Source organism: Streptomyces sp. NPDC101181, assembly GCF_044767975.1.
GTDB lineage: Bacteria > Actinomycetota > Actinomycetes > Streptomycetales > Streptomycetaceae > Streptomyces.
Window position 1 is genome coordinate 96,031 of the sequence record NZ_JBIWOX010000007.1, and the last position, 25,420, is coordinate 121,450.

Consider the following 25,420-nt stretch of genomic DNA (forward strand, 5'->3'; position numbering starts at 1 on the left):
GGGCTTCGGACGTGCGCGGTGACGCGACCGGGCTCAGGCGAGCAGCGCCGGGATCGTCGCCTCGTGCGCCGTACGCAGCTCGCTCAGCGGAATGCTGAACTCGCCCTGTACCTCGACCTGTTCGCCGTCCACCACACCGATGCGGGCGACGGGCAGGCCGCGCGCGCCGCACATGTCGGTGAAGCGCAGCTCCTCGCTGCGCGGGACCGCGACGACCGCGCGCCCCGCCGACTCGGAGAACAGGAACGTGAACGCGTCCAGACCGTCCGGGACGACCAGCCGGGCGCCCTTCCCGCCGCGCAGGCAGGACTCGGTGACCGCCTGGATCAGACCGCCGTCGCTCAGGTCGTGCGCGGCGTCGATCATGCCGTCGCGCGAGGCCGAGATGAGGATCTCCGCGAGCAGCTTCTCGCGCCCCAGGTCCACCTTCGGCGGCAGTCCGCCGAGGTGGCCGTGGACGACCTCGGACCAGGCCGAGCCGCCGAACTCCTCACGGGTGTCGCCCAGCAGGTAGAGGAGCTGGCCCTCCTGCGCGAAGGCGACCGGCGTACGCCGGTTCACGTCGTCGATCACGCCGAGCACGGCCACGACCGGCGTCGGGTGGATCGCCGTCTCACCGGTCTGGTTGTACAGCGAGACGTTGCCGCCGGTCACCGGGGTGCCCAGCTCCAGGCAGCCGTCCGCGAGACCGCGGGTGGCCTCGGCGAACTGCCACATCACGTCCGGGTCCTCGGGCGAACCGAAGTTGAGGCAGTCCGAGATGGCCAGCGGCTTGGCGCCGGAGGCGGCGACGTTGCGGTACGACTCCGCGAGCGCGAGCTGCGCGCCGGTGTACGGGTCGAGCTTGGCGTACCGGCCGTTGCCATCGGTCGCCAGCGCCACGCCCAGGTTCGACTCGGCGTCGATGCGGACCATGCCCGCGTCCTCGGGCGTCGCGAGGACGGTGTTGCCCTGCACGAAGCGGTCGTACTGGTCGGTGATCCAGGACTTCGAGGCCTGGTTCGGGGAGGCGACCAGCTTGAGGACCTGCTCGCGCAGCTCGGCGGCGTTCGCCGGGCGGGCGAGCTTGCCCGCGTCGTCCGCCTGGAGCGCGTCCTGCCAGGACGGGCGGGCGAACGGGCGCTGGTAGACCGGGCCGTCGTGGGCGACCGAGCGCGGGGGGACGTCCACGATCTGCTCGCCGTGCCAGAAGATCTCCAGCTGGGAGCCGTCGGTGACCTCACCGATGACGGTGGCGATGACGTCCCACTTCTCGCAGATCTCCAGGAAGCGGTCCACGTGCCGCGGCTCGACGATCGCGCACATGCGCTCCTGCGACTCGCTCATGAGGATCTCCTCGGGCGAGAGGGAGGAGTCGCGCAGCGGCACGGTGTCCAACTCGACGCGCATACCGCCGGAACCGGCCGAGGCCAGCTCGCTGGTGGCGCAGGAGAGCCCGGCGCCGCCGAGGTCCTGGATGCCCGCGACGAGCTTCTCCTTGAAGATCTCCAGGGTGCACTCGATGAGGAGCTTCTCCTGGAAGGGGTCGCCGACCTGGACGGCGGGGCGACTGGCCGTGACCCCGTCGGGATTGGCAGCCTCGAAGGTCTCCGAGGCCAGCACGGAGACGCCACCGATGCCGTCGCCACCGGTGCGGGCGCCGTACAGGATGACCTTGTTGCCGGGGCCCGACGCCTGGGCGAGGTGGATGTCCTCGTGCCTCATCACGCCGATGCACCCGGCGTTGACCAGCGGGTTGCCCTGGTAGCAGGAGTCGAAGACGACCTCGCCGCCGATGTTGGGCAGGCCCAGGCAGTTGCCGTAGCCGCCGATGCCCGCGACGACGCCCGGCAGCACGCGCTTGGTGTCGGGGTGGTCGGCCGCGCCGAAGCGCAGCGGGTCCACGACCGCGACCGGGCGGGCGCCCATCGCGAGGATGTCGCGGACGATGCCGCCGATGCCGGTGGCCGCGCCCTGGTAGGGCTCGATGTAGGAGGGGTGGTTGTGCGACTCGACCTTGAAGGTGACCGCGTACCCCTGGCCGACGTCGACGACGCCCGCGTTCTCGCCGATGCCGACGAGCATCGCGTCGTTGGCGGGGACCTTCTCGCCGAACTGCTTGAGATGGACCTTGCTGCTCTTGTACGAGCAGTGCTCGGACCACATCACGGAGTACATGGCGAGCTCGGCGCCGGTGGGGCGGCGGCCCAGGATCTCGCGGATCCGGGCGTACTCGTCCTCCTTGAGGCCGAGCTCCTTCCAGGGCTGCCCGGCGTCCGGGGTTTCGGCCGCGTGCTTGACCGTGTCCAGGCTCATGCGTTGACCAGCTTCTTGATGATCGAGGTGAAGAAACCGAGGCCGTCGGTGCGGCCGGTGCCGATGAGCGGCTCGACGGCGTGCTCCGGGTGCGGCATCAGGCCGACGATGTTGCCCGCGGCGTTGGTGATGCCCGCGATGTCGCGGAGCGAGCCGTTGGGGTTGCCGTCCAGGTAGCGGAAGGCGACACGGCCTTCGGCCTCCAGCTCGTCCAGCGTGCGTTCGTCGGCGGTGTAGCGGCCGTCCATGTTCTTGAGCGGGACGCTGATCTCTTGGCCGTCGCTGTAGTCAGCGGTCCAGGCGGTCCGCGCGTTCTCCACCCGCAGCCGCTGGTCGCGGCAGATGAAGTGCAGGTGGTTGTTGCGCAGCATCGCGCCGGGAAGCAGGTGCGCCTCGGTCAGGATCTGGAATCCGTTGCAGATGCCGAGGACCGGCATCCCGGCCTTCGCCTGCTCGATGAGGGTCTCCATCACCGGCGAGAAGCGGGAGATCGCCCCGGCGCGGAGGTAGTCCCCGTAGGAGAAGCCACCGGCGAGCACGACCGCGTCGACCTGGTGCAGGTCCTTGTCGCGGTGCCACAGCGGTACGGGGTCGGCGCCCGCGATCCGCACGGCCCGCAGGGCGTCCTGATCGTCGAGGGTGCCGGGAAAAGTGACGACGCCGATACGGGTGGTCACTTCTCCTCCACCTTCACGACGAAGTCCTCGATGACGGTGTTGGCGAGGAACGTTTCGGCCATCTCGTGAATACGGGCGAGGGCGGCGTCGTCGACCGGCCCCTCGACCTCCAGCTCGAAACGCTTTCCCTGACGGACGTCCGCGATCGACTCGAAGCCGAGACGGGGCAGTGCGCGCTGCACCGCCTGTCCCTGCGGGTCGAGGATCTCGGGCTTGAGCATGACGTCGACTACGACGCGTGCCACTGGCACTCCCGGTGTGGTGGTGTGGTGCGGCTGTCTCTCCGGGGGGTTCCCCAGACCCCCGCGGGTTCCCTCAGCGTACCTGCCCAAAATTTCTACGCGGGTAGATATCGGGTGGCCAGGACCTCACGGGGATGCCGACCGATCACGCCGGGATATCGACCGCGACACCGCACGGGAAAATGTACGGAAAAAAATCACGCCCGGATTGCACACGGATTGCACACGGACACGCGGAGGCAATTGCCGGGGCTTCACAATGCGGCACCCACCGCTGTACAAATGATTACCGGGGAATGCAGCATTGCCCGGGGACAACGGAACAGTCGACAGCACGTCGATCCGCCTCCGCCCGCCTGACAGCCGGAAGGCCGGCCTCCGCGCACGCGATACGCGCCGATGCCGTAGGAAAGGACCGAAATCCGTGGCCCAGCGCGTAGTGGTGACACTCTCCGACGACATCGACGGAGGACAAGCGGCGGAAACGGTGACCTTCGCCCTGGACGGGAAGACGTACGAGATCGACCTCAATCCCGCCAACGCGAAGAAACTGCGCAAGGCCCTGGCGCCTTACATGGCGGCCGGCCGAAAGCAGACAAAGGCCGCCAAGCACGGCAGGACGCCCGCTGCCTTCCAGCACACCGCCCTCGCACCGGACCCGGCCGCCGTCCGCGCCTGGGCCCGCTCGCACCGCATGGAGGTGCCGGCCCGCGGCCGCATCCCGAAGAAGGTCTACGAGGCGTTCCAGGCGTCCGACTGAGAGCGCGGCGTCCACCGCCGGGCTCCGGCCACCGGGCGTCCACTGCCGGGCGCCGGGCTCCAGGGTCCGGGCCCCCGGGCGTCCACCGCCGGGCTCCGGGGCCAAGGTCCGGATCCCCGGCCCCCGGAGCCCCGGCGGCGGACGCTCCGTCAGGCGGGGCGCGTGCGGTGGGAGACGGGGTGCGGGGCTCCGCGCGACGGGGCGTCCGGCCCGGCGGGACGCGGTGCGCGGCGGCGTGCGCCGCGCCGCGCACACCCTCCCCGAGGTCCGTTCCGCGGGACCCGCCGGGAGCCGACTTGCGCGACACCCCCGCAGGTCGGCTAGAGTCTGGAGCACGCCGAGGGGCGAGGCCGCAAAGCCGGATCCCGAAGCAGCGTGCGGGTGTAGTTCAGTAGTAGAACATCCCCCTTCCAGGGGGAAGGCGCAGTGTGCAATTCCTGTCACCCGCTCTGCACGACCTCTCCGGGCCCACTCCGTTGGATCAGGTAGGGTAGTGCCTGCTCCACCGGTGAAAGCCGAGTGGTCGCACGCGGACGTAGCTCAGTTGGTAGAGCGCAACCTTGCCAAGGTTGAGGTCGCCAGTTCGAACCTGGTCGTCCGCTCAGAGTCGAAGGCCCCGATCGCCCGCCGATCGGGGCCTTCGCCGTTCTCCTGGAGCCCATGACGTTTGTCATGAGCAGCGGTGACAGCGCGCACTGCCCGCGGACCCGGTCCGGGGACACGCTGAGAACATGACCAGCGACGACTTTCTCAACGACCGAAGCGCCGGTGGCCCGCTCCCGGCGGCGGCGCCCGCGGGAGCCGCGACGGCGGAGACGGTGATCGCGGTGGACGGGGTTCACCGCAGCTACAAGGACGGCTTCGAGGCCGTCTCGGGCGTCTCCTTCTCCGTGGCCCGCGGTGAGCTGTTCGCCCTCCTCGGGACGAACGGTGCGGGCAAGACCTCCACCGTGGAACTCCTCGAAGGCCTCGCCCTGCCGACCTCCGGGACCATCAGGATCCTCGGCCACGACCCGTTCCGCGAGCGCTCCGCCGTCCGGCCGCGGACCGGGGTGATGCTCCAGGAGGGCGGCTTCCCCTCCGACCTCACCGTGCTGGAGACCGCCCAGATGTGGTCGGCGTGCACCACCGGCGCCCGTCCCGCCGCCGAGGCCCTGGAGATGGTCGGGCTCAGCAGCCGCGCCGGGGTGCGGGTCAAGCAGCTGTCCGGCGGCGAGAAGCGGCGCCTGGACCTGGCGCTGGCCCTCACCTCCCGGCCCGAGGTGCTGTTCCTGGACGAGCCGACGACCGGGCTGGACGCCGAAGGCCGGCGCGACACCTGGGACCTGATCCGGGCCCTGCGGGAGTCCGGCACGACCGTCCTGCTGACCACGCACTACCTGGAGGAGGCCGAGTCGCTCGCGGACCGGCTGGCGATCATGCACCAGGGGCAGATCGTGACGTCCGGGACGACCGCCGAGGTCACCGCGGCGCACCCGGCCCGCATCCGCTTCACCCTCCCCGACGGCGTACCGGCCGGGCACCTCCCGCTCACGCTGCGGGCCGGAGCGGAGGGTCAGCGGGTGGAGATCCGCACCTCCACGCTCCAGGAGACCCTGCACGAACTCCTCGGCTGGGCCCAGCAGTCGGGCGTGGAACTGCTCGCGCTCGACGCCCGCTCCGCATCGCTGGAGGAGGCGTTCCTCCAGATCGCGAACACCCAGCTCCGCTCCCGGGCGGAGGACCCGCGCCGGGCCGGAGGGCGGCACGCCGGTTCCGGCCGGACCGCGCACGGCACCACCGACGGCACGACGAACGAGACGAAGAAGGTGACGGCATGACCACGCCCACCACCCTCGCGGACCGGCGCCCGGCCCCTGGGCGGACCCCGTCCCCCACCGGCTGGTCCGCCTCCTTCCGACGGCTGAACGCGCTCGCCCGCGCCGAGCTGATCCTGCTGATCCGCAACCGGTCCGCGATCTTCCTGGCCCTGGTGCTGCCGATCGTGATGATCTTCTCGATCCGCGCCTCGCTCCGGCAGATCGACCTGGGCGGCACCGGGCTCTCCGTCGCGGGCGCCGCGCTCACCGGCGGCATCGGGATCGTGCTGGTCCAGGTCGTCTACATGAACCTCGTCACCGGTTACGTCACCCGGCGCGAGGAGCTCGTCCTCAAGCGTCTGCGTACCGGCGAGGTCACCGACCGGGAGATCCTGATCTCCACCGCGCTGCCCTCCGTCGCCCTGGCGATCCTCCAGAGCGTGCTGCTCGTCGTGGCAGGCGCGATCGCCTTCGACCTGAGTGCGCCGAAGCGTCCGGAGCTGTTCCTGCTGGGCCTGCTCGTGGGCTTCGTGATGATGTCCGCGCTGGCCGCCGCGACCTCCGCGGTGACCCGTACGGTGCAGACCTCGCAGCTCACCACGCTGCCGCTGTTCTTCGTCTCGCTCTTCGCCTCCGGGATCTTCGTCCCGCTCGACGTCTTCCCCGACAAGCTGGCCACCGCCTTCGAGCTGCTGCCGCTGACCGGCGTGATGACCCTCGTACGGCACGGCTGGCTCGGCGGGGTGGAGACCGGCGACCTGATCACCGCCGTCGTGGCGGCGCTGGCCTGGACCGCGTTCGCGGTGTTTGCTGTGCAGCGGTGGTTCCGATGGGACCCGCGGGGCTGAGCGGCGAAGCGGCCGCGGGGACGACATGAGGGAGCTGGACGAGGTGATCGGTCGAGCGCGGAAGTGGCGGCGCGACTGGCAGGAGCGCACCAAGCTCCAGCGCATCGACCTGTACACCCAGGCGACGCTCTGGGGGCTCCCCTGGGTCTTCCTCATCTCCTGGGGCCTGCTGCCGCTGCTCCCCGTCCTGGACGAGGGGCCCGTGGCGGCGGGCCTCGCGGCGGCGTTCTTCGCCGTGAACATCGCCCAGTGCGCCCTGAGCAACCGCAACCTGGGGGCCGCCTTCGCCCACCACCGGGGCACGGCGCCCTTCCCCAGGCAGCGGCTGCGGCTGCCGACGGTGCTGCTCGGGGCGCTGACCGGCCTGCTGGTGGCGCTCGCGACGACGGGCGACCTCAAGGAGGCGGGGCTGGCCCTGCTGGTGCTGGAGGTCCCGTTGGCGTTCGCCATCCCGTACGTCCTTCTCGTGCCCGTCCGCACCTACCTGCTGCACAGCGCGGCGTTCACGGTGGTGCTGGTGGCGCTGCTGGTGGCCTTCGGGGTACCCGTGGGGCTGCTGGTCGGGGCGGCCGTGTCGATGACCGTCGTCGTCCTGCTGGTGCTCGCCTCGGTCCGGCCCAGCGCCTGGAGCATGAGCGTGATGTGGCAGGCGGAGGAGGCCCGGGACATGCAGGCCCGGCTGGCGGTGGCGGAGGAACGGCTGCGGTTCGGCCGGGACATGCACGACGTGCTCGGCCGAAACCTGTCGGTGATCGCGCTCAAGAGCGAACTGGCCGTGGAGCTGGCCCAGCGCGGGAACGCGACGGCCGTGGACCAGATGGTCGAGGTACAGCGGATCGCCCGCGCCTCCCAGCAGGAGGTCCGCGATGTCGTCCGGGGCTACCGCGAGGCCGACCTCCCCACCGAACTCCTGGGCGCCAAAGGCGTGTTGGAGGCGGCCGGGATCACCTGCACGGTGCTGGGCGCCGACGGTCCGGCCGGGGTCGGCGCGCCTGCCTCGGTCCAGGCGGCCCTCGGCTGGGTGGTCCGCGAGGCGGCGACCAACGTCCTGCGGCACGGCGACCCCACGCGCTGCGTCATCCGGCTCACCACGACCGGGGACGCGGTCGCGCTGGAGGTCGAGAACGACGGGGTCACCGACGCCCCGCAGACCTTCGGCCCGGCGGACACCGGCGGCTCCGGCCTGACCGGACTGCGCCAACGACTGGCCGCGCTGGGCGGCACGCTGGAGGCGGGACCGGTCGGCGACGGCCTGTTCCGGGTCACCGCGACGGTCCCGGTGACGGCTCCCCGCCCCCGCCGCTCACTCTTCGGGGAGGAACGATGACCGAACTCCGCGCCGCGCGCGGCGACGGGACGCGTGGAGGTGCCACTGCCCGAAGCATCGGCGGTGGGACCCGTAGACGTGCCATTGCCCGGAGCATCGGTGGCGGGACCCATGGACGTGCCACTGCCCGGAGACGTACTGCCCTGAGCGCCGCCATCGGCGGGGTTCGTAGAGGCACTGTCCGGAGAGGCACTGTCCGTAGAGGCACTGCCCGGAGCGCCGCCGGCGGTGGCGGCGTTCGCACGGTCCCCGCATGGGGGGCCATGACCATCACCCCTACCTCGGTTACGGAGGAGCGATGACCACCGAAGGCTCCGGCCGGCCCCTGCGGGTCCTGCTGGCCGACGACGAGCACCTGATCCGCGGAGCGCTGGCCGCGCTGCTGGCCCTGGAGGAGGACCTGATCGTGGTGGCGGAGGCGGCGAGCGGCCCCGAGGCGCTCGCGATGGCCCTCGCCCACCGGCCCGATGTCGCCGTCCTCGATCTCCAGATGCCGGGAGCGGACGGTGTGAAGGTCGCCACATCCCTGCGGAAGGAACTCCCCGACTGCCGCACCATGATCGTGACCAGCCACGGCCGCCCCGGCCACCTCAAGCGGGCGCTGGCGGCCGGCGTACGCGGGTTCGTGCCGAAGACCGTCAGCGCGCGGCGGCTGGCCGAGATCATCCGTACCGTCCACGCCGGAAACCGTTACGTCGATCCGGAGTTGGCCGCCGACGCCATCTCCGCGGGGGACTCCCCGCTGACCGCCCGGGAGGCCGAGGTGCTCGAACTGGCCGCGGACGGGGCGCCGGTCGCGGAGATCGCCGAACGCGCGTCGCTGTCCCAGGGGACCGTACGCAACTATCTGTCCTCGGCCGCCAGCAAGATCGGGGCGGAGAACCGGCACACGGCGGTGCGTCTCGCCCGCGAGCGAGGATGGGTATAGTAGGCAGCGCGCTTCGGCGCACTGCGGACGTAGCTCAGTTGGTAGAGCGCAACCTTGCCAAGGTTGAGGTCGCCAGTTCGAACCTGGTCGTCCGCTCCGCATCGGAAGGCCCGGTCCTCACGGACCGGGCCTTCCGCGTTCCCGCGCCCGGGGCGGGCTTCCCGGCTACCAGCTCGCGCCGGTCAGCACCTCGTACGCCTCGATGTACTTGGCGCGGGTCGCGTCCACGATCTCCGGCGGCAGCGCCGGGGGCGGCGTCTCGCTCGCCCGGTCCCAGCCGGAGGCCGACGAGGTGAGCCAGTCGCGGACGAACTGCTTGTCGTAACTGGGCTGGGCGCGGCCCGGCTGCCAGGTCGCGGTGGGCCAGAAGCGCGAGGAGTCCGGGGTCAGCACCTCGTCGGCGATGACCAGACGCTCGCCGCCGTCCTCGGTGGTCTCGTAGCCGAACTCGAACTTGGTGTCGGCCAGGATGATCCCTCGGTGGTGGGCGGTGTCCCGGGCCCGGCGGTAGACGTCGAGCGTCGTCTGCCGCAGCTCGGCGGCCTGCTCCACCCCGATCGCGTGGGCGATCTCCTCGTAGCTGACGTTCTCGTCGTGGTCACCGACGGCCGCCTTGGTGGCCGGGGTGAAGATCGCGCCGGGCAGCTCGGAGCCGTTGACCAGCCCCTCGGGGAGACCGATGCCGCAGACCGTGCGGGAGGCCTCGTACTCGACGAGCCCGGAGCCGGTCAGATAGCCGCGGGCCACGCACTCGACCGGAACCATGCGCAGGTTGGTGCAGACGAGGGTGCGGCCCGCCCAGTCCGCCGGGGCGCCCGGGGGCAGTTCGGTGGAGATCACGTGGTTGGGCACCAGATCGGCGAGCTGGTCGAACCACCAGAGCGAGAGCCGGGTCAGGACGCGGCCCTTGTCGGGGATCTCGGTCGGCAGGACCCAGTCGTACGCGGAGATGCGGTCGCTGGCCACCATGACCAGGTCGCCCGCCTCGTTCCGGTACAGGTCACGCACCTTGCCGGTGTGCAGGTGGGTGAGGCCCGGAACCGATACGGGCTCGGGCTTTTCTACAAAACCGGACACGGTGCCTCCGCGTAGATTGATCCAGGAGCGGTTTCCGATTGTCGCGCACGGAGACGGCGGAACGCGCACGGGGCTCGGCGGGGCCTGTCGCCGCGTGTACGGGGTCAGGTCGGCGGAGTCTGTCGACATCGGGCCGGGTGCGGGGCGCCGGGGCAGGTCCGGGGCGTCGGGGCGGCGGGCCGGGTGCGGGTGCGGGGCGTCGGGTCGGGTGCGGGGTGACCGTTGATCGCGGGTGCGGGTTCAGTCGCGCTTGCAGATGCGGTCGAGGAGGTTGGCCGTCGCCTGCTGGATGCGGGCGTCGACATGGCCGGGGCGGTCCAGCGCCGGAGACCAGGCGAAGGTCCCGGAGGCGAAGACGAGCGCGCCGGAGGGCGCCTGGTACAGCGAGGTCTCCTGGTGGCGGAGAGCGCCTTCGGAGTCCTCGTACGGGGAGTGCGCGAGCAGGATGCGGTTGTCGTGCTCGGGCAGGCTGGTACGCGGGAAGTAACGATCGGCCTCACCGGCCACCAGACCCTCGATCTCGTCGCCGTCGACCGCGCCGGTGGCGTCCCAGAGCCAGTGCTCGGCGTTGCGCACGACCAGCGGACTGGGCTCGGGCACCCGGCCCGCGTACTGGATGCCCAGCAGTTGCTGCTCGGGGCGGTCCACCTCGCGCCACAGCGCGGACTTGCCCGGCCCCCGGCGCTTGCGACAGGTCAGCAGGCGGTCGGGCTCACCGGAGGCGGAGGGGGCGAGACCCACCTGCCAGTACATGGTGTTGGCGGAGAGGAAGACGAGCGAGGTGCCGGAGTCCCGGGCGCGCTCGGCGGCCCGGCGCATCGGCAGCGACCAGTACTCGTCGTGTCCGGGGAAGACGAGGCCCCGGTAGCGGCTGGGGTCGACGCGTCCGGCGTGCAGGTCCCGGGCGTCGGCGTAGGCGAGGTCGTAGCCGTAGCGCTCGGCCCAGCGGATGAAGTCGTACGCGTGCCCCACGTGCAGCGGCAGGCCGGCCCCGGCGTACGGGCGGTCGAAGGAGATGGTGACGGCGGCGTCCTCCTCACCGAGCAGCCGCCCCTGTTCGTCCCACGCGTGGTAGAGGCTGGCGCCGGTGCGGCCGTCCTCCGGATACAGGTTGTACGCCTGCCAGGTGACGTCGGGGAGCAGGAGCAGCAGGTCGGCGGGGTGGTCGTGGCGAACGGTGAAGGGGATGTGCGAGCGGTAGCCGTCCGCGGTGGTCAGGACGGCCACATACGCGCCGACCGACCAGTAGCTCGGGATCTGGAGCCGCCACGACATCCACCAGTGGTGGCAGGAGACGGTCCGGTCGGCGGCCAACGGCGGGGGCTGGACGATGCCGGAGAGCCGCGGGCTCGTGGTGATCTTGGCCGCGCCGTCACCGCCGTAGTGACCGATGCGGTAGACGTCGACGGAGAACTGCTGGGGCGGGTCGACGGTGATGTGGAAGTCGATGGCTTCGCCCGGAGCGGCCGCGCCGGGCGAGACGAAACCCTTGATCTGTCTGCGTACGTCGTCCGCGGTACGGGTGCCGCCACCGGCACCGCGGCCGAGCGCGGGGTCCGCGTACCAGGGGACGACCTGACCGGTGTCGTCGAAGTAGTTCTCACTGCCGCGCAGCCAGGGCAGCGGGCCCTGTCCGAAAGGGTCGCTCACCGCGTGCGCGAGGGCGCCCGACTCCCACCGGCGAATCTGCTCCGCCCCCATGCCGCGCCCCTCCCTCGCGTCCCCCGGACAACTCCGATGCGCCGGATGACAGCGCCGATCCCCAGCACATCACATAACGCATGCAGCCCGTCACCGTTCGTCGTGAATTGACGAGAACGGAACACAAGCCTCCGATTCCGTGCTCCGAGGGCGGGATGAGGGCTGGTTTCGGGCCGCTGTGGGTGCGGTGTGGAGTGACGTGGTGCGGCGGGCGGAGGGTCAGCGGAGCGCGTGCGGGCGCAGGGTCAGCGGAGCGCGTGCGGGCCGGTCAGCGGGCGCGTGGCCCGCCGATCAGGACGATGGCCCGCCGGGCGGGACGCGGGGCTCGGCCGCCCGCATCCGTTCACACCAGCCTGACCGGTTTGTCGGTACGGACGCCGACCTCGGCGAGCCAGGAGCGCAAGGGGTCCGGATCACCGTCCTCCACGAGGCTGAGGACGGGCGTCGCGAGGTCCGACCGGCGTTCCCCGTCGACCAGGAGCGCCGGGCCGTCCAGCCAGTCCAGGCCGGGGGCGGCGCCCGCCGTGTCGACGGCCGCGCAGCAGACCATCGCCGCGACGTGGTCGACAAGCAGCTCCGTGCCCGTACGCGGCGGCTGGAGCGGGAAGAGGGGCAGCGGGCCGGGGCCCCAGAGGTCGAGGGGATCGTCGTCGGCGGGCTGCTGGTGCCGTGCCGAGGGGGCCTCCACCTCCTCGCGGGCGACCGCGGCGTCGATGCCCGCGGCGAGCGCCTCACCGGGGCCGCCCTGACCACCGGGACCTGCCAGGTGCTCCATGACCCGGGCCAGGGTGGGAACGGCCGGGTCGGTCGCGGAGGCCGGAGGGACGCCCAGGGTGTCGAGGACCCGGTGCAGCCGCGCGGCCTCGGCGCGCCACTTCCGGTCGACGACCTCGTCGGGATACTGCTGCCAGTCCACCGGCGCCCAGTCGGGGCCGCTCTCCGCGGGGCCGCCGTGGAAGAGCCGGGCCGCGAGCAGGGACACCGCCTCGTCGGCCGTACCGGGCTCCTCCAGCAGATCGCAGGCGGGGCGCTCCCCCAGGCGGGAGGCGAAGCCGTCGGCCAGCCGGTCGCGGCGGGAGAGTTCGGTGAGCGCGGAGACGACCCCGGCGTCCAGCCGAGAGGGCCAGCGCCCCATCCGCCAGGCGGGCAGCGCGACCCGGGTCAGCAGCCGGTCCCAGCCCGCGTAGGCCAGGCCGACCTGCTCCTGGGCGGCGATGCGCAGCCCGTAGTCGACCGTCTGGGCGCGCATGGAGGCGGCCGTCGCCACGCAGCGCTCCATCTCGGCGGCATGTCCCCGGCAGGCGCGGAGCAGCAGCCTGGCGACCCAGCCGACGAAGGCGCCCGGCGCCCGGCGGACCGCGCCCCGGCCGGGGGTCGCGGAGTCGGCGACCGCGGCGTCCAGCCCCCGGACGAAGCGGCGGGCGGCGGCTATGTCGGGATGAGCCGAGGCACCCGTGCCCGCCACGACGGGGGCGAGCACGGCCCGGAGCTCGGCGACCCGCATCCACCACAGGAACGGCGAGCCGATGACCAGGACGGGCCCGGAGTCCTGCCCCGCCGGGGACGCACCGGGTGCCGCGCGGTGGGCCCGGTGGGTGCGGTGGGTGCGGTGGGTGCGGTCCTCCAGCCAGCTGTCGCAGTCCGGGGTGAGCGCCACGGCGGAGGGGGCGGGGACGTCGAGCCGGTCGGCGAGGTCCCGGACCAGTCGGTAGAGGTCGGGGGCCCCTTCTTCCGGCACGGGGACGGTCGGGCTCACGGCGGGCCGGGCACGCGCCACGGAGACCGCGACCAGGACACTCACCAGCAGCACGACGACGGCGACACCGAGGACCGCCCAGCGCACCACATCCCAGACCGGGCCGCTCAGATGCCCCTGCGCGCCCGCGGCGAACAGCACGACGGCCACGGCCGCGGGCAGGATCGCCACGGCCAGCGCCCTGCCGCGGATACGCAGCAGGGCGAGCGCTCGGGCCTGCGCGGCCCGCGTGCCCAGCTCCTCACCCACATCGATACCTGACACGACCGGACGTCACCCCCTCTGCCCTCGTCACGGCCCTCTCGGCCCTCATGGCCTTCGCGGCGGTGTTGCTCACTCCCCCACTGTGGCACCCGCCACTGACATCGCAATGCCGGTGGGCCAAGTGCCGGAACGCCTGCGCCGCACCCTAGTTGGGGCTTCGGCGGCCGTCATCCGGATGGCCCAGTCGTCACCCGATGGAATGGCTTTGGGTAAAGCTGCTGACGTGTTCGCGACGATGGGGCAGGCCCCATGCAGGCCCCATGCAGGCCCCATGCAGGGCCGAGGGGAGGCCGCAGGGCCAGTATCGGGGCGAGCCGACGCAGCGGGCAGCCCCTCGCGTCCACGGCGCACGCCGGTGGCGTACGAGAGCGGACGGAGGGGCTGCGAGCCGGTCAGGCCCTGGGGGGCGGGACGGCGGACGGACGGGCGGCGGGGCTCAGCCCTGGGCGGCCTGCTGAGCGATGTCCGTACGGTGCTGGGACCCGTCCAGGCGGATACGGCCGAGCGCGGTGTAAGCGCGCTCGCGGGCGGCCGCGAGGTCCTTACCGGTCGCGGTGACCGAGAGCACCCGGCCACCCGCGCTGACGACCGCGTCGCCCTCGGCGCGCGTCCCGGCGTGCAGGACGTACGCGTCGGGTGCGTCCTGCGCCGCGACCTCCGCGAGGCCGTCGATCGGGTCGCCGGTGCGCGGGGTGTCCGGGTAGTTGTGCGAGGCGATGACCACGGTGACGGCGGCGTCTTCGCGCCAGTTCAGCGGCGGGAGGACGTCGAGGGTGCCGTTGGCGGAGGCGAGCAGGACACCGGCCAGCGGGGTCTTCAGCCGGGCGAGGACCACCTGGGTCTCCGGGTCGCCGAAGCGGGCGTTGAACTCGATGACCCGCACGCCGCGCGAGGTGATCGCGAGACCCGCGTACAGCAGCCCGGAGAAGGGCGTGCCCCGGCGGCGCAGCTCGTCGACGGTCGGCTCGAGGACGGTCTCCAGGACCTCGTCGACCAGCTTGGGGTCGGCCCACGGGAGCGGGGAGTAGGCACCCATGCCGCCGGTGTTCGGGCCCTCGTCGCCGTCCAGGGCGCGCTTGAAGTCCTGGGCGGGCTGGAGCGGCAGCACGGTGGTGCCGTCGGTGATGGCGAAGAGGCTGACCTCGGGGCCGTCGAGGAACTCCTCGATGACCACGCGGTCGCAGGAGAGCGCGTGGGCGCGGGCCACGTCGACGTCCTCGGTGACGACGACGCCCTTGCCCGCCGCGAGGCCGTCGTCCTTGACGACGTACGGGGCGCCGAAGGCGTCGAGGGCCTCGTCGATCTCGGCGGGGGTGGTGCAGACGTAGCTGCGGGCCGTGGGGACCCCGGCGACGGCCATGACGTCCTTGGCGAACGCCTTGGAACCCTCCAGCCGCGCGGCTTCGCCGGAGGGGCCGAAGCAGGGGATGTCCGCCGCGCGCACGGCGTCGGCGACGCCGGCGACGAGTGGCGCCTCCGGGCCGACGACCACCAGCCCGGCGTCCAGCCGGGCCGCGAGGCGCGCGACGGCGTCACCGTCGAGCGCGTCGACCGGGTGCAGTTCGGCCACCTCCGCGATGCCGGCGTTGCCGGGGGCGCAGTACAGCGCGGTGACGTCGGGGTCGAGGGACAGAGAGCGGCACAGGGCGTGTTCGCGGGCGCCGCCGCCGATGACGAGGACCTTCACGGGATGCAGCCTAGCCGCCGGGGGCGGAGCCCCGGACGGCCACCGGCGGACGCAGTCCGGGGAGACCCGCGGGGCCGGGAGTACGGGCGGTGGGTCCCGGGGGGTGCCGTTCCCCGGGGGGCCGTTCCCCGGGAAGGGAGGACCGAGGAACGAGAGAGGCCTGGCGCCATGGGGCGGGGCGCGGGGCGCAGACATGGGGCGGGGCGCGCAGCATGGCATACGCAGGGCGTGAGGCACGGACGCGGTCATGGGGCGCGGGGAACGGCAGACGCAGGGCGTGAGGCGCGGGCGCGGGGAACAGCAGATGCGGGGCGTGAGGCGGGGGGGCGGGGCGCGGGCCCCTACCTCCGGCTCACTGCTCGTTGGTGAACTCCTCGATCACCGTGGCGCCCAGCTCACGGACGATCAGGTCATGGCCGGACAGGGCGGAGTCCACGAGATCCGGATCATCGTCCTCCGGAACGTCGTCCTCAAGAGACGTGGGGCGCGGCGGCTCCGCCCCGTACGAACGGTGGGCGGCCTCCGGCGCGGGCGGCGCGGCCTCCCGGTTCTGGGAGGACCCGGGGCCCGGCGAGGGCGGCGGGCTCTGCTGCGGCTGGGCCGGGGCGGAGGACTGCTGCGGAGCGGAGTGCTGGGGCCGGGGTTCGTACGCGACCGGGGCGGCGGGGGGCGGTGGGGCCGGCTGGTACTGCGGGGCGGGGCGTGCACCGCCGGACGGGGACGTTCCGCCGCCGCCCGAGGGGTCGACGACCGCTTCGACCCGCCACTGGGCGTTGAACCGCTCGACGAGGGCCTGTTTCAGGACCTCCTCGCTGCCGCTGCTGGCGAAGTTGTCGCGGGCGCCCGCGTTGAGGAAGCCGATCTGGAGGGTGGTCCCGTCGAATCCGCTCACCTGGGCGTTCTGGCTGAGCAGGATCCAGGTGAAGCGGCGGCGGTTCTTGACCGCCTCCAGGATGTCGGGCCACATGTTCCGCACCTGAGCGGCGCCCTGGGCCATGCTCTGGCCGCCCTCGCCCCCGGCCGGAGTGGCGGGAGCCGAGGGGACCGGGGCGGTGGGGGCGACGGACGCGGCGGCAGGCACGGCGGCCTGGGCCGGTCCGCTGCCGGGGGCGGAGGCGGTGGGCCAGCCGCCGGGGCGACGGGCCTGGTCCCCGCCACCACCGGCGCTGGGCCAGGACCCGGGCCGCTGGGCGGGAGCGGGCGCCTCGGCGGGGGGCTGCGGGGCGGGCGGCGCGTAGGCGTCGGGCGCGGGCGGGGCGGCGGGTGCGTCGGCCCGTACAGGGGCACGGGCCGCGTCCGGAGCGGCGGGCGTTTGGGCGCCAGGGGCTTGGGCGGCCGGGGCCGGGGCGTGGCTCTGGGCCTCGGGGCCGGGAACGTACCCCATGGGCGCCGCGGCGGCGGGCGGAGCGGCGAAGGAGGCGGCAGCCGCGGACGCCCCGCGCTCCAGCCGGTCGAGCCGGGCCTGCATCGACCGCTCGTCGTCGAAGGCGGCGGGCAGCAGGACCCGGGCGCAGATCAGCTCGACCTGGAGGCGCGGCGAGGTGGCCCCGCGCATCTCGGTGAGGCCGTCGTTGACCAGGTCGGCGGCGCGGCTCAGCTCGGCGGCGCCGAAGACGGAGGCCTGGCCCTGCATCCGCTCGACGACGTCGGCGGGGGCGTCGATGAGCCCCTTCTCCCCGGCGTCGGGAACGGCGGCGAGGATCACCAGATCCCGCAGCCGCTCCAGCAGATCCGCCACGAACCGGCGGGGATCGTTGCCGCCCTCGATGACCCGGTCCACGACCTCGAAGGCGGCGGCCCCGTCACCGGCGGCGAAGGCGTCGACGATCGAGTCGAGCAGCGAGCCGTCCGTGTAGCCGAGGAGCGAGGTGGCCATGGCATAGGTCACACCGTCGTCGCCCGCACCGGCGAGCAACTGGTCCATGACGGACATGGAGTCACGGACGGACCCGGCACCGGCGCGCACGACGAGCGGGAGGACGCCGTCCTCGACGGGGCTGTTCTCCCGGCCGCAGACATCGGCGAGATAGCTGCGCAGGGTCCCCGGGGGCACGAGCCGGAACGGGTAGTGGTGCGTACGCGACCGGATCGTCCCGATGACCTTCTCGGGCTCGGTGGTCGCGAAGATGAACTTGAGGTGCTCCGGCGGCTCCTCGACCACCTTCAGCAGGGCGTTGAACCCGGCCGGGGTGACCATGTGCGCCTCGTCAATGATGTAGATCTTGTAACGACTGGAGGCGGGCCCGAAGAACGCCTTCTCCCGCAGATCACGGGCGTCGTCCACACCACCGTGCGAGGCGGCGTCGATCTCGATCACATCGATGGACCCCGGCCCGTTGCGCGCGAGGTCCTGACACGACTGGCACTCCCCGCACGGGGTGGGCGTCGGCCCCTGCTCGCAGTTAAGACAGCGGGCGAGGATGCGCGCGCTGGTCGTCTTTCCACAACCACGCGGCCCGCTGAACAGGTACGCGTGATTGACCCGGTTGTTCCGCAGGGCCTGCTGGAGCGGGTCAGTGACATGCTCCTGACCGATGACCTCGGCGAACGACTCGGGGCGGTAGCGGCGGTACAGCGCAAGGGACGACACATCTACGAGGTTATCGGGGCGCACTGACACCCGGCCCCACGGGCACCTCACCGGCCAACGCAAAGGGCCCCCCACGCACCCGCCAGAGCCAACCTACCCTTGCTGCCTTCCGGCCCTGGGGGAGTTCAGTCAGATAGCGCCACGTGAGGGGCTGACGCCCACCTTAACCGATCCCCACCCCCTCCGGTCCACCCGCCCACCCCACCGGACGACCTGCGCTCCCTCGCCGGACGATCTCCAGGGATCAGGTTCGCGAGCACCCTCCAACGTCTTGTATTGTTTGCGGCGGAGGATTCGCCTAGTGGCCTAGGGCGCACGCTTGGAAAGCGTGTTGGGGGCAACCCCTCACGAGTTCGAATCTCGTATCCTCCGCCATTGCTCTCACCGGGCAATACGTCGAAGGCCCCCGCAGCTTGCTGCGGGGGCCTTCGACGTTGCTTGTGTCGCCCCTCCAGTCGCGGTCGGCCACCCGCTCCCCTCCCGGTGACGTCGCTACGATCGCCGGTCATGGACTGGCTCGAACGCGCGGCGAAGCTCAGGCAATGGACCGGGAACGGGATACGGGCTCCGCACAAGCCCCTGCTGCTCCTGTACGCCCTCGGCCGGTTCCAAGAGGATTCCGACGGCGAGTTGCGGTACAGCGTGGTGGAGGAAGATCTGAAGCTGCTGCTTGCCGAGTACGGGCCTGCCAACAGGACGACGCCCGCCTACCCCTTCCACCATCTGGTCAGCGACGGGGTATGGGAAGTACGTACCGATCGGGGGCCCGGCAGTCCCGGCACCGGGGTGCTGGAGCTGCGGGCGACCGGCGCGGCGGGGCGATTGGTGCCGGAGCCGCGGGCAGCCCTGCGACGCGAGCCGTCGCTGCTCGGCCGAATCGCCCGGGTGCTGCTCGATCAGCACTTTCCGCCGTCGCTCCACGGCGAGCTCCGCGAGGCGGTGGGGCTGAGGCTGGAGCCGCCGGAGTCCGGACCGCTCCTGGCCGGGCGGCGGCAACGAAACCGGCGGATGCGGGAGATGGTGCTGGCCGCCTATGAGTACCAGTGCGCTTTCTGCGGCTACGACGGCAGAATCGGCGTGGTGCCGGTCGGATTGGAGGCCGCGCACGTGCGCTGGTGGGCGTTCGACGGCCCGGACGACGTCGACAACGGTCTGTGCCTGTGCGCGCTGCATCACAAGTTGTTCGACAAGGGCGCCCTCGGCGTCGGCGAAGGCCACCGCATCCTGGTGTCGCAAGAGTTCGTCGGACGAAGCCCGGCGGCGCGCGAGCATGTGACAGCGCTGGCGGGCCGCCCCTTGACCGGCCCCCAGCCGGGCACGAGCCCGGTCGCGGCGTGCCACCGGTCCTGGCACACCGGGCAAGTCTTCCGCGGCATCCCGCGCCTCGTCTCCGGGGCGTGATCGTCCGACCCAGCAGCCCGTGCTCAGGCGACAGCCGTTATCGGACAAGTTCGCCCGAACCGCAGCGGAAACGGTCAGGCCGACGTAGAACTCGTGGAGGCGGGCGACTCAAGAGGTCGCGTACGGGGCAGGGCGGGCCCGCGTACAGGACGGGACGGGGAAGGCGACGGGTGCTGTCGGACGAGGCATGGCGCGAGCTACGGGACCATGGGGTGACCCGCGCTTTTCGCGAACGCAGCGTGATGCTGAGACAGGGCTCTGCGGGAACGCACCTGCTCGCCCTCACCGACGGCCTCGCCAAGGTCGTGTACCGGGAACCGGGCGGAGTCGTGACCTGGCTGGCCTTCCGGGGGCCGGGCGACCTGTTGGGCGAGGTGTCCGTCTTCAACGGCACGCCACGCATGGCAGAAGTGGTCGCGCTCACCCCCTGCACGGCTGTCGTGCTGGAGGCGGAACGGTTCCGCCGATTTATCGAACAGCGTGGTCTCATCATGGACTTGATGCGCCAGGCTCTCTCCCGACTGCGAGAGTCCGACGTCCACCGCACCGAACTGTTGACCCTGCCGCTGGTCGTCCGGCTGGCGCGGGCACTCCTGCGCCTCGCCGAACTCACCGCGCCCGGAGCCGAATCGGGCGTCGTACGGCTGACCGGCCTGAGCCAGGAGGAGATCGCCCAGGCGATCGGAGTGACCCGCAATGCGGTCATCACTGGACTACAACGGCTGAGAGAGTCCGGCGCGGTGGAGACTGCCCGCAGAGTGATCGTCATCAAGGATATGAAGACGCTCCGCGACTGGGCGACAGCCGCACCGAGGACCACACCCGCCTCGTCCTTCTCTCCGTCCTCGGCGGAATGAACGCGCCCGCGCCGGGAGCGGGAACCGTCGCCTGAGCACGCCTTCGCTGTGACGTGCGACACCCGCGGAGTGCCCTGCGCTGTGCAGTCGGACGGACGGAACCGACGGAACCTCGAATCAGCCGACCACCGGCTTCGTCACCGTCCCACCGTCCGCGAGGAGATCACGCATGTCCACGCCCGTTCCCGCCCCGTACACCGAGAGCCGTCCACTTCCTCCCTACCGCGCCCTGCTTGCCGTCGATGCAAAGGACTTCACCGGTCTCCCCGCCGTGCAGCACGGTCCGGTGAGCCAGTTGATCCCCGAACTCGTCGACCAGGCGCTGGAGCGAGCCGGGCTCTACGAGCTGCGCGACTCCAAGCGGTTTCCGGCCAACACCGGGGACGGCGTGGCGTTCGGCTTCGATCCGGCGTTGCTGCCCTTTGTCCTCTGGCCGTTCCTGGAAGTGCTGGACGACATCCTCGGCGCGTACAACAGGCAGTGCGTGGGCCCTCGTATCCGGCTCCGGGCCAGCGTCCACGTCGGGCCGCTGCCGGACGCGGGCGGTGCCGGCGACGGCAACGGCACCGCCCGCAACGACACGCACCGGCTGCTGGACTCCCGTCCGGTCAAGGCCATCCTGGCTGCGGCGAGCGAGCAGGTCACCCACCTGGCCGCGATCATCTCCCAGCGCGTCTACGAGGACGTCGTGCTCGGCGCGTACACCCGGCTGCACCCCGACCGCTGTGTGGAGGTCCCGGCCACCGTGGAGGGAAAGAACTTCGCGCAGCGGGCATGGCTGTACGTCCCGTCGCCGTCCGGAAACCTCGTGCAGGCCGGTGTGCGACCGCGCGAGGAATCCGCGGTACCGGCCGACGCATCCACCGATCAGGAACAGGACCCGGTGGCGCGGCCCGGCACGCACTACAGCGGCAACACGCAGCATGTCGCTGAGGGCGCTGCCGTGATGGGGAGCGTCGGACGGGACATCACGTACACCGGCGGTTCCACCTCGTACCGCGGCACCAACCAGCACTGGGGCGGTGGCGACAACGTGGCGGGCGACAAGCGGGTCGGCGAAGCCGGAGACCACCGGTGAGCGCCGACGCGGACACCTCTCCTGAGCCGGGCAGTCCGGACGCCGACGGCCGACCGGGTCCGAGGAACTCCTACCGCGACAACCAGCAGCGGCTGGACCAGGGCATGGCGGTCATGGGCGGAATCGCCGGCGACGTCACCGTGATGATCGGCGCCCCGCTCGACGAGACCGCCACGGACCACATCGTCAAACCTCGCCTGCGGGAAGGCCCGTACCCTGCGGACGATGTCCACGCCCGCTTGCGCGGATTCGTCGAACCACCGGCCTACGCACAGTGCCGGAAGATGCTGGACTGCCACATCCTGATACTGAGAGCGGGCAGCGGCACAGGCGCGAGCACCGCCGCGTTCGCGCTGCTGGCAGAACGGTACGGAGTCGGCGGCATCACCGGCCTGGACTCATCGGACGACCTCTCACGCTGGCGCCCCAAGAAGGGGTGCGGCTATCTGCTCCAGGGTCTGTCCCCGGCGGCCGCCGCCTCGCTCGGCGAAGTCGCGCTCACCGCGCTGGCCGCGCTGCTACGTCGATCGGGCGCCCATCTGATCGTCACCGTGCGGGCGGAGTTGGCGCTTCCCGGCGACACGGTGCCCTGGCAGGTCGTGCACCGCCCTCCGCCGTCGGCCGAGGTGGCCGCGAAACGCTTGAAGACCATGGCCGAGGCGGGTGAGCTCACCCCTGAACAGAGGGCTGACACACTGGGACACCTGGCCTCCCCGGACTTCACCGGCTATCTGCACGCTCACCCGCTGCCCCGGGACGGTGTCGACCTGGCGGAGGGGCTGCGCGACCTCGTCGTGTCGGGGAAGCCCGCCGCTTCCGTCCTTGACGAACTGCAAACCGGCAGTCCCACGGCGGCCCGCAAAGCGCTGGCGGAATCGAGCCACCGGGCCGATAGTCTCTCCCTGATGGCTGCCATCTCGCTGCTGTCGGGACAGGACCGTACGGTTCTTGAGGAGTTCAGCGCGATTCTCCGCCGCCACATCGACGAACGCGGCGGCCCGGCACCGGTCACCGCCGGGCGGCCGGAGCGTACCGATACGCGTGGACTGGCCCCGGAAGGGCCGCAGACGCGGCGCGACGTTCTCGGACCGCCCTTCGAGGACCGATTGGCGGCCGTCGGTGCGCGCCTGTTGCCGCCCCGTTTCGGGCGCTATCCGGTCCAGCCGGTCGTCTTCTCCGGCCAGCACCGGTCGGACGCCCTGCTCCGGTGCCTGTGGCTGGACTACGAGGGCATGGCGGGCCTGCTGTGGAGGGCCTTGGACGAGTCCCCCCACCGCTCCGGCATCGAACTGCCGGCGGGTCAGGCGATCGGGAAGGTACTGGCCCACGCGACCGGCCCGGACACTCTGCGCCAACTGCACCCCTTCGCCGCGTCGGGCAAGCGCTGGCACCGCCGCCTGGTGGCCTACGCGCTCGGGGAGATGGTCCAGTACCCCGCTCTCACGGGCGCGGTACGGGACCTGTTACGGCAATGGAGCCGGGCCACCCTCGTCACCCTCCGCTGCACCGTGGCCGAGACCTGCGCCGGCAGCTACGGCCTGGCCCGGCCCGCCGTCGCTCTGAAACTCCTGGACGCCGTACTGGACGAGTCGGACAAAGAGCTGGAGCGTGGATTGCGTACCGCGGTGTCCTTCGCTCTCAGCACCCTTCTCTCCGAGGACGTCAACCACGCCCCAGTCCTCGACTGCCTGCGGGAGTGGCAGGGGGCCGAGCCGGGCACACAGCGTCACGCCATGGCGGTACATGTCATCGAATCGATGAGCCAGACGGTCTTCCCACGGCCCGGCGCGCCGGGCGTACGGCGCGTCAGTCTCGCCGACCTGCTCCTGAACCACCCCGAGTTGGCCTTCGACCTCGTGGTCGCAGCCCTGGACGACCCTGCCACTCACGAAGCGACAGCGGCGGGCCTGTCCCTGATCGAGAGCGACCCGGACCTACGGCATCGGACTGCCTTCTCGCGCTTCCTCGCTTCACTCTCCGGCACGGCCCGGAGCCACCGTGGCGTCATGCGATTCGCCCTGCGCCGCCATCGCGTCCGTACGGCCTCCCCCGCAGAAGGGTTCGCCTCATGACCGGCCCACTCATCACGCCTCTGAACTCCTCGCCGTCCTGGCAGCTGTTCCGCCTACGCCTCGGCTCCCCGGAGGACCGCGCCCTGGTGTTCCTCGCAGAGGACGGGGCCGACGGAATGGTGCCGCCCCGCGGCGGCGACTACTGGGGCTATCCGCGGCCGACAGCGCGCGCGGTGCGTCAGGGAGACTTCTTCGACATCGTGTGGGTCTCGCTCGCGGAGCGGCGGATCTCGGTCGACATCCCGCGCCGGCCGCCGAAACCCCCTGCCCGTTACGAGGTCGTCTGGAAGATCACCAACCCGGTCGTCGCGGCGAGGAACCGGGTGACCGAGGAACGGGCCCGACACCTGGTGGTCGGCCACATCAGCGAGAACGCCACGTTGCCCGGCACCGCCGACCCGTTGCGGAAACCCCCACCCCACCTCGGTACGACCGAGGTCGAACCGCCCGGCCGGCCACAGGTGATCGACGGGTCCGGCCTCACGTACTGGTTCCTGGACCCTCCGGCCGCGCTTCTGCCTACCCCCGGCACCGGTGCGGGGCCCACCCTTCCGCCGGGCTTCGGCGAAGCCCACCGTGCGGCGTACCACTTCTATCGGGAGGTTGTCGCGGGCGGTCCCGTCGGGCTGGCCGCCCTCTGGCTCCTGCACCAACCGGAACAGGCCAGGGACGTGCTCGACTGGACAGTGACTCACCGCGAGCTCCTCTCCGACCGGGACGGCTGGGAACGCACCCTCGCGGCGACGCTTCAGTCACTGACACCTGAGGACCGGGGCTTCGTCGGCGTCAACCTGGCCCGTGTCCTGAGTGACGTGGGGGTCTCGCAGGGCGACGAGATTCTCCGCAGAATCGGCCATACCGACGCGGCGGAGGACGGGAACGGCCCGTATGGGGATCACCGGTGATCCCCCGCCTGCCCTTCGCCCGCCGCCCGTCGCACGGCGCCGAGCCGGGGGACGTGGTGGAACTGGCACGCGAGCTGATCGCCCAGAACCACATTGAGATAGGGCGGGCGGACGGCAAGGCCGCCGTCCTCCTCGCCACCGGGGGATCGCTGCTCGGACTCCTCCTGATCCGCCGCCCGCCCGGCACCTTCTGGCCCCACCCACTGTGGTGGACGGCGGCGGTCACCACGACGGTAGCCCTGCTGTTCCTGCTGGCGGCGCTGCTGCCCCGCCACGGACCGAGAATCAGGGAGAGCTCCCGCATCCTCGCCTACTACGAGGACGTGGTCCGGGCGGAGAAGCGTGCGGAGCTGTCGTCGGGACTCCTCCTCAGTAGCTCCGATCCGCACCCCCGCCTGTTCCGCGCCCTGACAGTGACCAGCCGCATCGCCCGCACCAAGAACAGATGCGTACACGGCGCCGTCCTCATGCTGCTGCCAGCAGTCACTGCCGTGAGCGCAGCGCTGCTCTCCGGCGTCTGAGGCGCTTCGGAGCGACTGGTCGGCAGCGGCGTCCCACGACCGGAAAGGAGGCCGCGGACCATTCGTAGCCACGGGACAGCCTCTCAATCTCCGCACTGGAGCATCAGTGCGCCGTCCCGCCGACCAGCACAAGGGCCGCTGCAGGAAGGCACGAGCCCCCTACGCGTGCACACCGCTGCTCGAAGGCCTGCAGCCCTTGAGGGTGACGGTGAGCTGTCTCCCCCCATCGAGCACCCATCGCGGCCGAGATAGCGGCCACCCCCAACTGCTCACCACGTCAGGCGCCGCTCCGGCCCGACGGACAACGCGCGGTCCCCGGACCGGAGTCTCACGGTTGTGGCGACCACTCCGGCGCTCCTGTCAGCGGGGCCGCTGGCTACTTCGGGGCATCCACGCTATCCGCGGCGCTCACGGAGGCGTCAGCGATTACCCAACAAGGCGGCGCGAGCGTGGTCTCAGTTCGAGTCTCATTCACGCCTGCCCAGCCCCGTTCACGCCCCAGTCCCACGAGAGTTGCTCAACTGGCCAAAACACCTCTGGCCAGCGGTGTACCTCCACACGAACAGTTAGAAAGCGTGTTGGGGCAACCCCTCACGAATTCGAATCTCGTATCCTCCGCCATTGCTCTCACCGGG

General features: G+C 71.8%; 19 protein-coding genes, 4 tRNA genes and 1 other RNA gene. 15 read left to right on the plus strand and 9 right to left on the minus strand.

Going from position 1 to position 25,420, the window contains the following annotated elements; translation table 11 throughout:
• Window positions 1-33: 33 nt before the first annotated feature.
• Genes purL through purS form a run of 3 tightly spaced genes read right to left on the minus strand, consistent with a single transcriptional unit; the run spans window position 34 to window position 3,217 of the window.
• Window positions 34-2,295: a phosphoribosylformylglycinamidine synthase subunit PurL gene (purL, locus tag ACIRRU_RS13015; RefSeq protein ID WP_403679286.1), complete on the minus strand. Its 2,262-nt coding sequence runs from the start codon at window positions 2,293-2,295 to the stop codon at window positions 34-36.
• Entirely contained in the window at window positions 2,292-2,972 is a 681-nt protein-coding gene (purQ, locus tag ACIRRU_RS13020) for a phosphoribosylformylglycinamidine synthase subunit PurQ (protein ID WP_363203034.1), read from the minus strand. The genes purL and purQ overlap by 4 nt, the downstream gene beginning before the upstream one ends.
• Window positions 2,969-3,217 (minus strand): phosphoribosylformylglycinamidine synthase subunit PurS, encoded by a 249-nt coding sequence (gene purS, locus ACIRRU_RS13025; RefSeq protein WP_363203033.1) that lies wholly within the window; start codon window positions 3,215-3,217, stop codon window positions 2,969-2,971. Before purS ends, purQ begins: the two co-directional genes overlap by 4 nt.
• Before the next feature lie 421 nt (window positions 3,218-3,638).
• On the opposite strand from purS, the gene ACIRRU_RS13030 reads away from it, so the two are divergent.
• The 8 genes from ACIRRU_RS13030 to ACIRRU_RS13065 all read left to right on the plus strand — a co-directional run bounded on the left by ACIRRU_RS13030 (window position 3,639) and on the right by ACIRRU_RS13065 (window position 8,972).
• The gene (locus ACIRRU_RS13030; protein WP_403679288.1) at window positions 3,639-3,974 is read left to right on the plus strand and encodes an Lsr2 family protein; all 336 of its coding nucleotides are present in this window, start codon (window positions 3,639-3,641) and stop codon (window positions 3,972-3,974) included.
• 377 nt (window positions 3,975-4,351) lie between these two features.
• Window positions 4,352-4,423 (plus strand) — tRNA-Gly (locus ACIRRU_RS13035).
• 80 nt (window positions 4,424-4,503) lie between these two features.
• Window positions 4,504-4,576, plus strand: a tRNA-Gly gene (locus ACIRRU_RS13040).
• A gap of 129 nt (window positions 4,577-4,705) precedes the next feature.
• On the plus strand, window positions 4,706-5,794 hold the full coding sequence (locus tag ACIRRU_RS13045; RefSeq protein ID WP_403679290.1) for an ABC transporter ATP-binding protein: 1,089 nt from the start codon (window positions 4,706-4,708) through the stop codon (window positions 5,792-5,794).
• Window positions 5,791-6,621: an ABC transporter permease gene (locus tag ACIRRU_RS13050; RefSeq protein WP_403679293.1), complete on the plus strand. Its 831-nt coding sequence runs from the start codon at window positions 5,791-5,793 to the stop codon at window positions 6,619-6,621. Before ACIRRU_RS13045 ends, ACIRRU_RS13050 begins: the two co-directional genes overlap by 4 nt.
• 25 nt (window positions 6,622-6,646) lie before the next feature.
• Entirely contained in the window at window positions 6,647-7,948 is a 1,302-nt protein-coding gene (locus ACIRRU_RS13055) for a sensor histidine kinase (protein WP_403679296.1), read from the plus strand.
• A gap of 298 nt (window positions 7,949-8,246) precedes the next feature.
• Window positions 8,247-8,876, plus strand: coding sequence for a response regulator (locus ACIRRU_RS13060; RefSeq protein WP_403679298.1), 630 nt, complete (start codon window positions 8,247-8,249; stop codon window positions 8,874-8,876).
• A gap of 23 nt (window positions 8,877-8,899) precedes the next feature.
• Window positions 8,900-8,972: transfer RNA gene (locus tag ACIRRU_RS13065), tRNA-Gly, on the plus strand.
• A gap of 69 nt (window positions 8,973-9,041) precedes the next feature.
• On the opposite strand, the gene ACIRRU_RS13070 is transcribed toward ACIRRU_RS13065, so the two are convergent.
• The 6 genes from ACIRRU_RS13070 to ffs all read right to left on the minus strand — a co-directional run bounded on the left by ACIRRU_RS13070 (window position 9,042) and on the right by ffs (window position 18,106).
• Window positions 9,042-9,953 (minus strand): phosphoribosylaminoimidazolesuccinocarboxamide synthase, encoded by a 912-nt coding sequence (locus tag ACIRRU_RS13070; RefSeq protein WP_403679301.1) that lies wholly within the window; start codon window positions 9,951-9,953, stop codon window positions 9,042-9,044.
• A gap of 240 nt (window positions 9,954-10,193) precedes the next feature.
• Window positions 10,194-11,654, minus strand: coding sequence for a N,N-dimethylformamidase beta subunit family domain-containing protein (locus ACIRRU_RS13075; protein ID WP_403679304.1), 1,461 nt, complete (start codon window positions 11,652-11,654; stop codon window positions 10,194-10,196).
• 343 nt (window positions 11,655-11,997) lie between these two features.
• On the minus strand, window positions 11,998-13,674 hold the full coding sequence (locus ACIRRU_RS13080) for a hypothetical protein (RefSeq protein ID WP_403679307.1): 1,677 nt from the start codon (window positions 13,672-13,674) through the stop codon (window positions 11,998-12,000).
• A gap of 436 nt (window positions 13,675-14,110) precedes the next feature.
• Complete coding sequence (purD, locus tag ACIRRU_RS13085; protein ID WP_403679309.1) at window positions 14,111-15,361, minus strand: phosphoribosylamine--glycine ligase; 1,251 nt, start codon at window positions 15,359-15,361, stop codon at window positions 14,111-14,113.
• Between the two features lie 352 nt (window positions 15,362-15,713).
• Window positions 15,714-17,951, minus strand: coding sequence for a DNA polymerase III subunit gamma and tau (locus tag ACIRRU_RS13090; protein ID WP_403679311.1), 2,238 nt, complete (start codon window positions 17,949-17,951; stop codon window positions 15,714-15,716).
• Between the two features lie 60 nt (window positions 17,952-18,011).
• Window positions 18,012-18,106: signal recognition particle sRNA small type (gene ffs / locus ACIRRU_RS13095), an RNA gene on the minus strand.
• Between the two features lie 132 nt (window positions 18,107-18,238).
• On the opposite strand from ffs, the gene ACIRRU_RS13100 reads away from it, so the two are divergent.
• The 7 genes from ACIRRU_RS13100 (at window position 18,239) to ACIRRU_RS13130 (ending at window position 24,785) form a co-directional block, all read left to right on the plus strand.
• Window positions 18,239-18,326: transfer RNA gene (locus ACIRRU_RS13100), tRNA-Ser, on the plus strand.
• A gap of 132 nt (window positions 18,327-18,458) precedes the next feature.
• Window positions 18,459-19,352 carry a phosphorothioated DNA-binding restriction endonuclease gene (locus ACIRRU_RS13105; RefSeq protein ID WP_403679313.1) on the plus strand — a complete coding sequence of 298 codons (894 nt, stop codon included), beginning with the start codon at window positions 18,459-18,461 and terminating at the stop codon, window positions 19,350-19,352.
• A 170-nt stretch (window positions 19,353-19,522) separates the two neighbouring features.
• On the plus strand, window positions 19,523-20,209 hold the full coding sequence (locus tag ACIRRU_RS13110) for a Crp/Fnr family transcriptional regulator (protein ID WP_403679315.1): 687 nt from the start codon (window positions 19,523-19,525) through the stop codon (window positions 20,207-20,209).
• A 169-nt stretch (window positions 20,210-20,378) separates the two neighbouring features.
• Window positions 20,379-21,287 carry a hypothetical protein gene (locus ACIRRU_RS13115; protein ID WP_403679317.1) on the plus strand — a complete coding sequence of 303 codons (909 nt, stop codon included), beginning with the start codon at window positions 20,379-20,381 and terminating at the stop codon, window positions 21,285-21,287.
• Window positions 21,284-23,359 (plus strand): hypothetical protein, encoded by a 2,076-nt coding sequence (locus ACIRRU_RS13120; RefSeq protein ID WP_403679319.1) that lies wholly within the window; start codon window positions 21,284-21,286, stop codon window positions 23,357-23,359. The genes ACIRRU_RS13115 and ACIRRU_RS13120 overlap by 4 nt, the downstream gene beginning before the upstream one ends.
• On the plus strand, window positions 23,356-24,264 hold the full coding sequence (locus ACIRRU_RS13125) for a hypothetical protein (RefSeq protein WP_366070228.1): 909 nt from the start codon (window positions 23,356-23,358) through the stop codon (window positions 24,262-24,264). The genes ACIRRU_RS13120 and ACIRRU_RS13125 overlap by 4 nt, the downstream gene beginning before the upstream one ends.
• The gene (locus ACIRRU_RS13130; protein WP_363203017.1) at window positions 24,261-24,785 is read left to right on the plus strand and encodes a Pycsar system effector family protein; all 525 of its coding nucleotides are present in this window, start codon (window positions 24,261-24,263) and stop codon (window positions 24,783-24,785) included. The genes ACIRRU_RS13125 and ACIRRU_RS13130 overlap by 4 nt, the downstream gene beginning before the upstream one ends.
• Window positions 24,786-25,420: the final 635 nt, after the last annotated feature.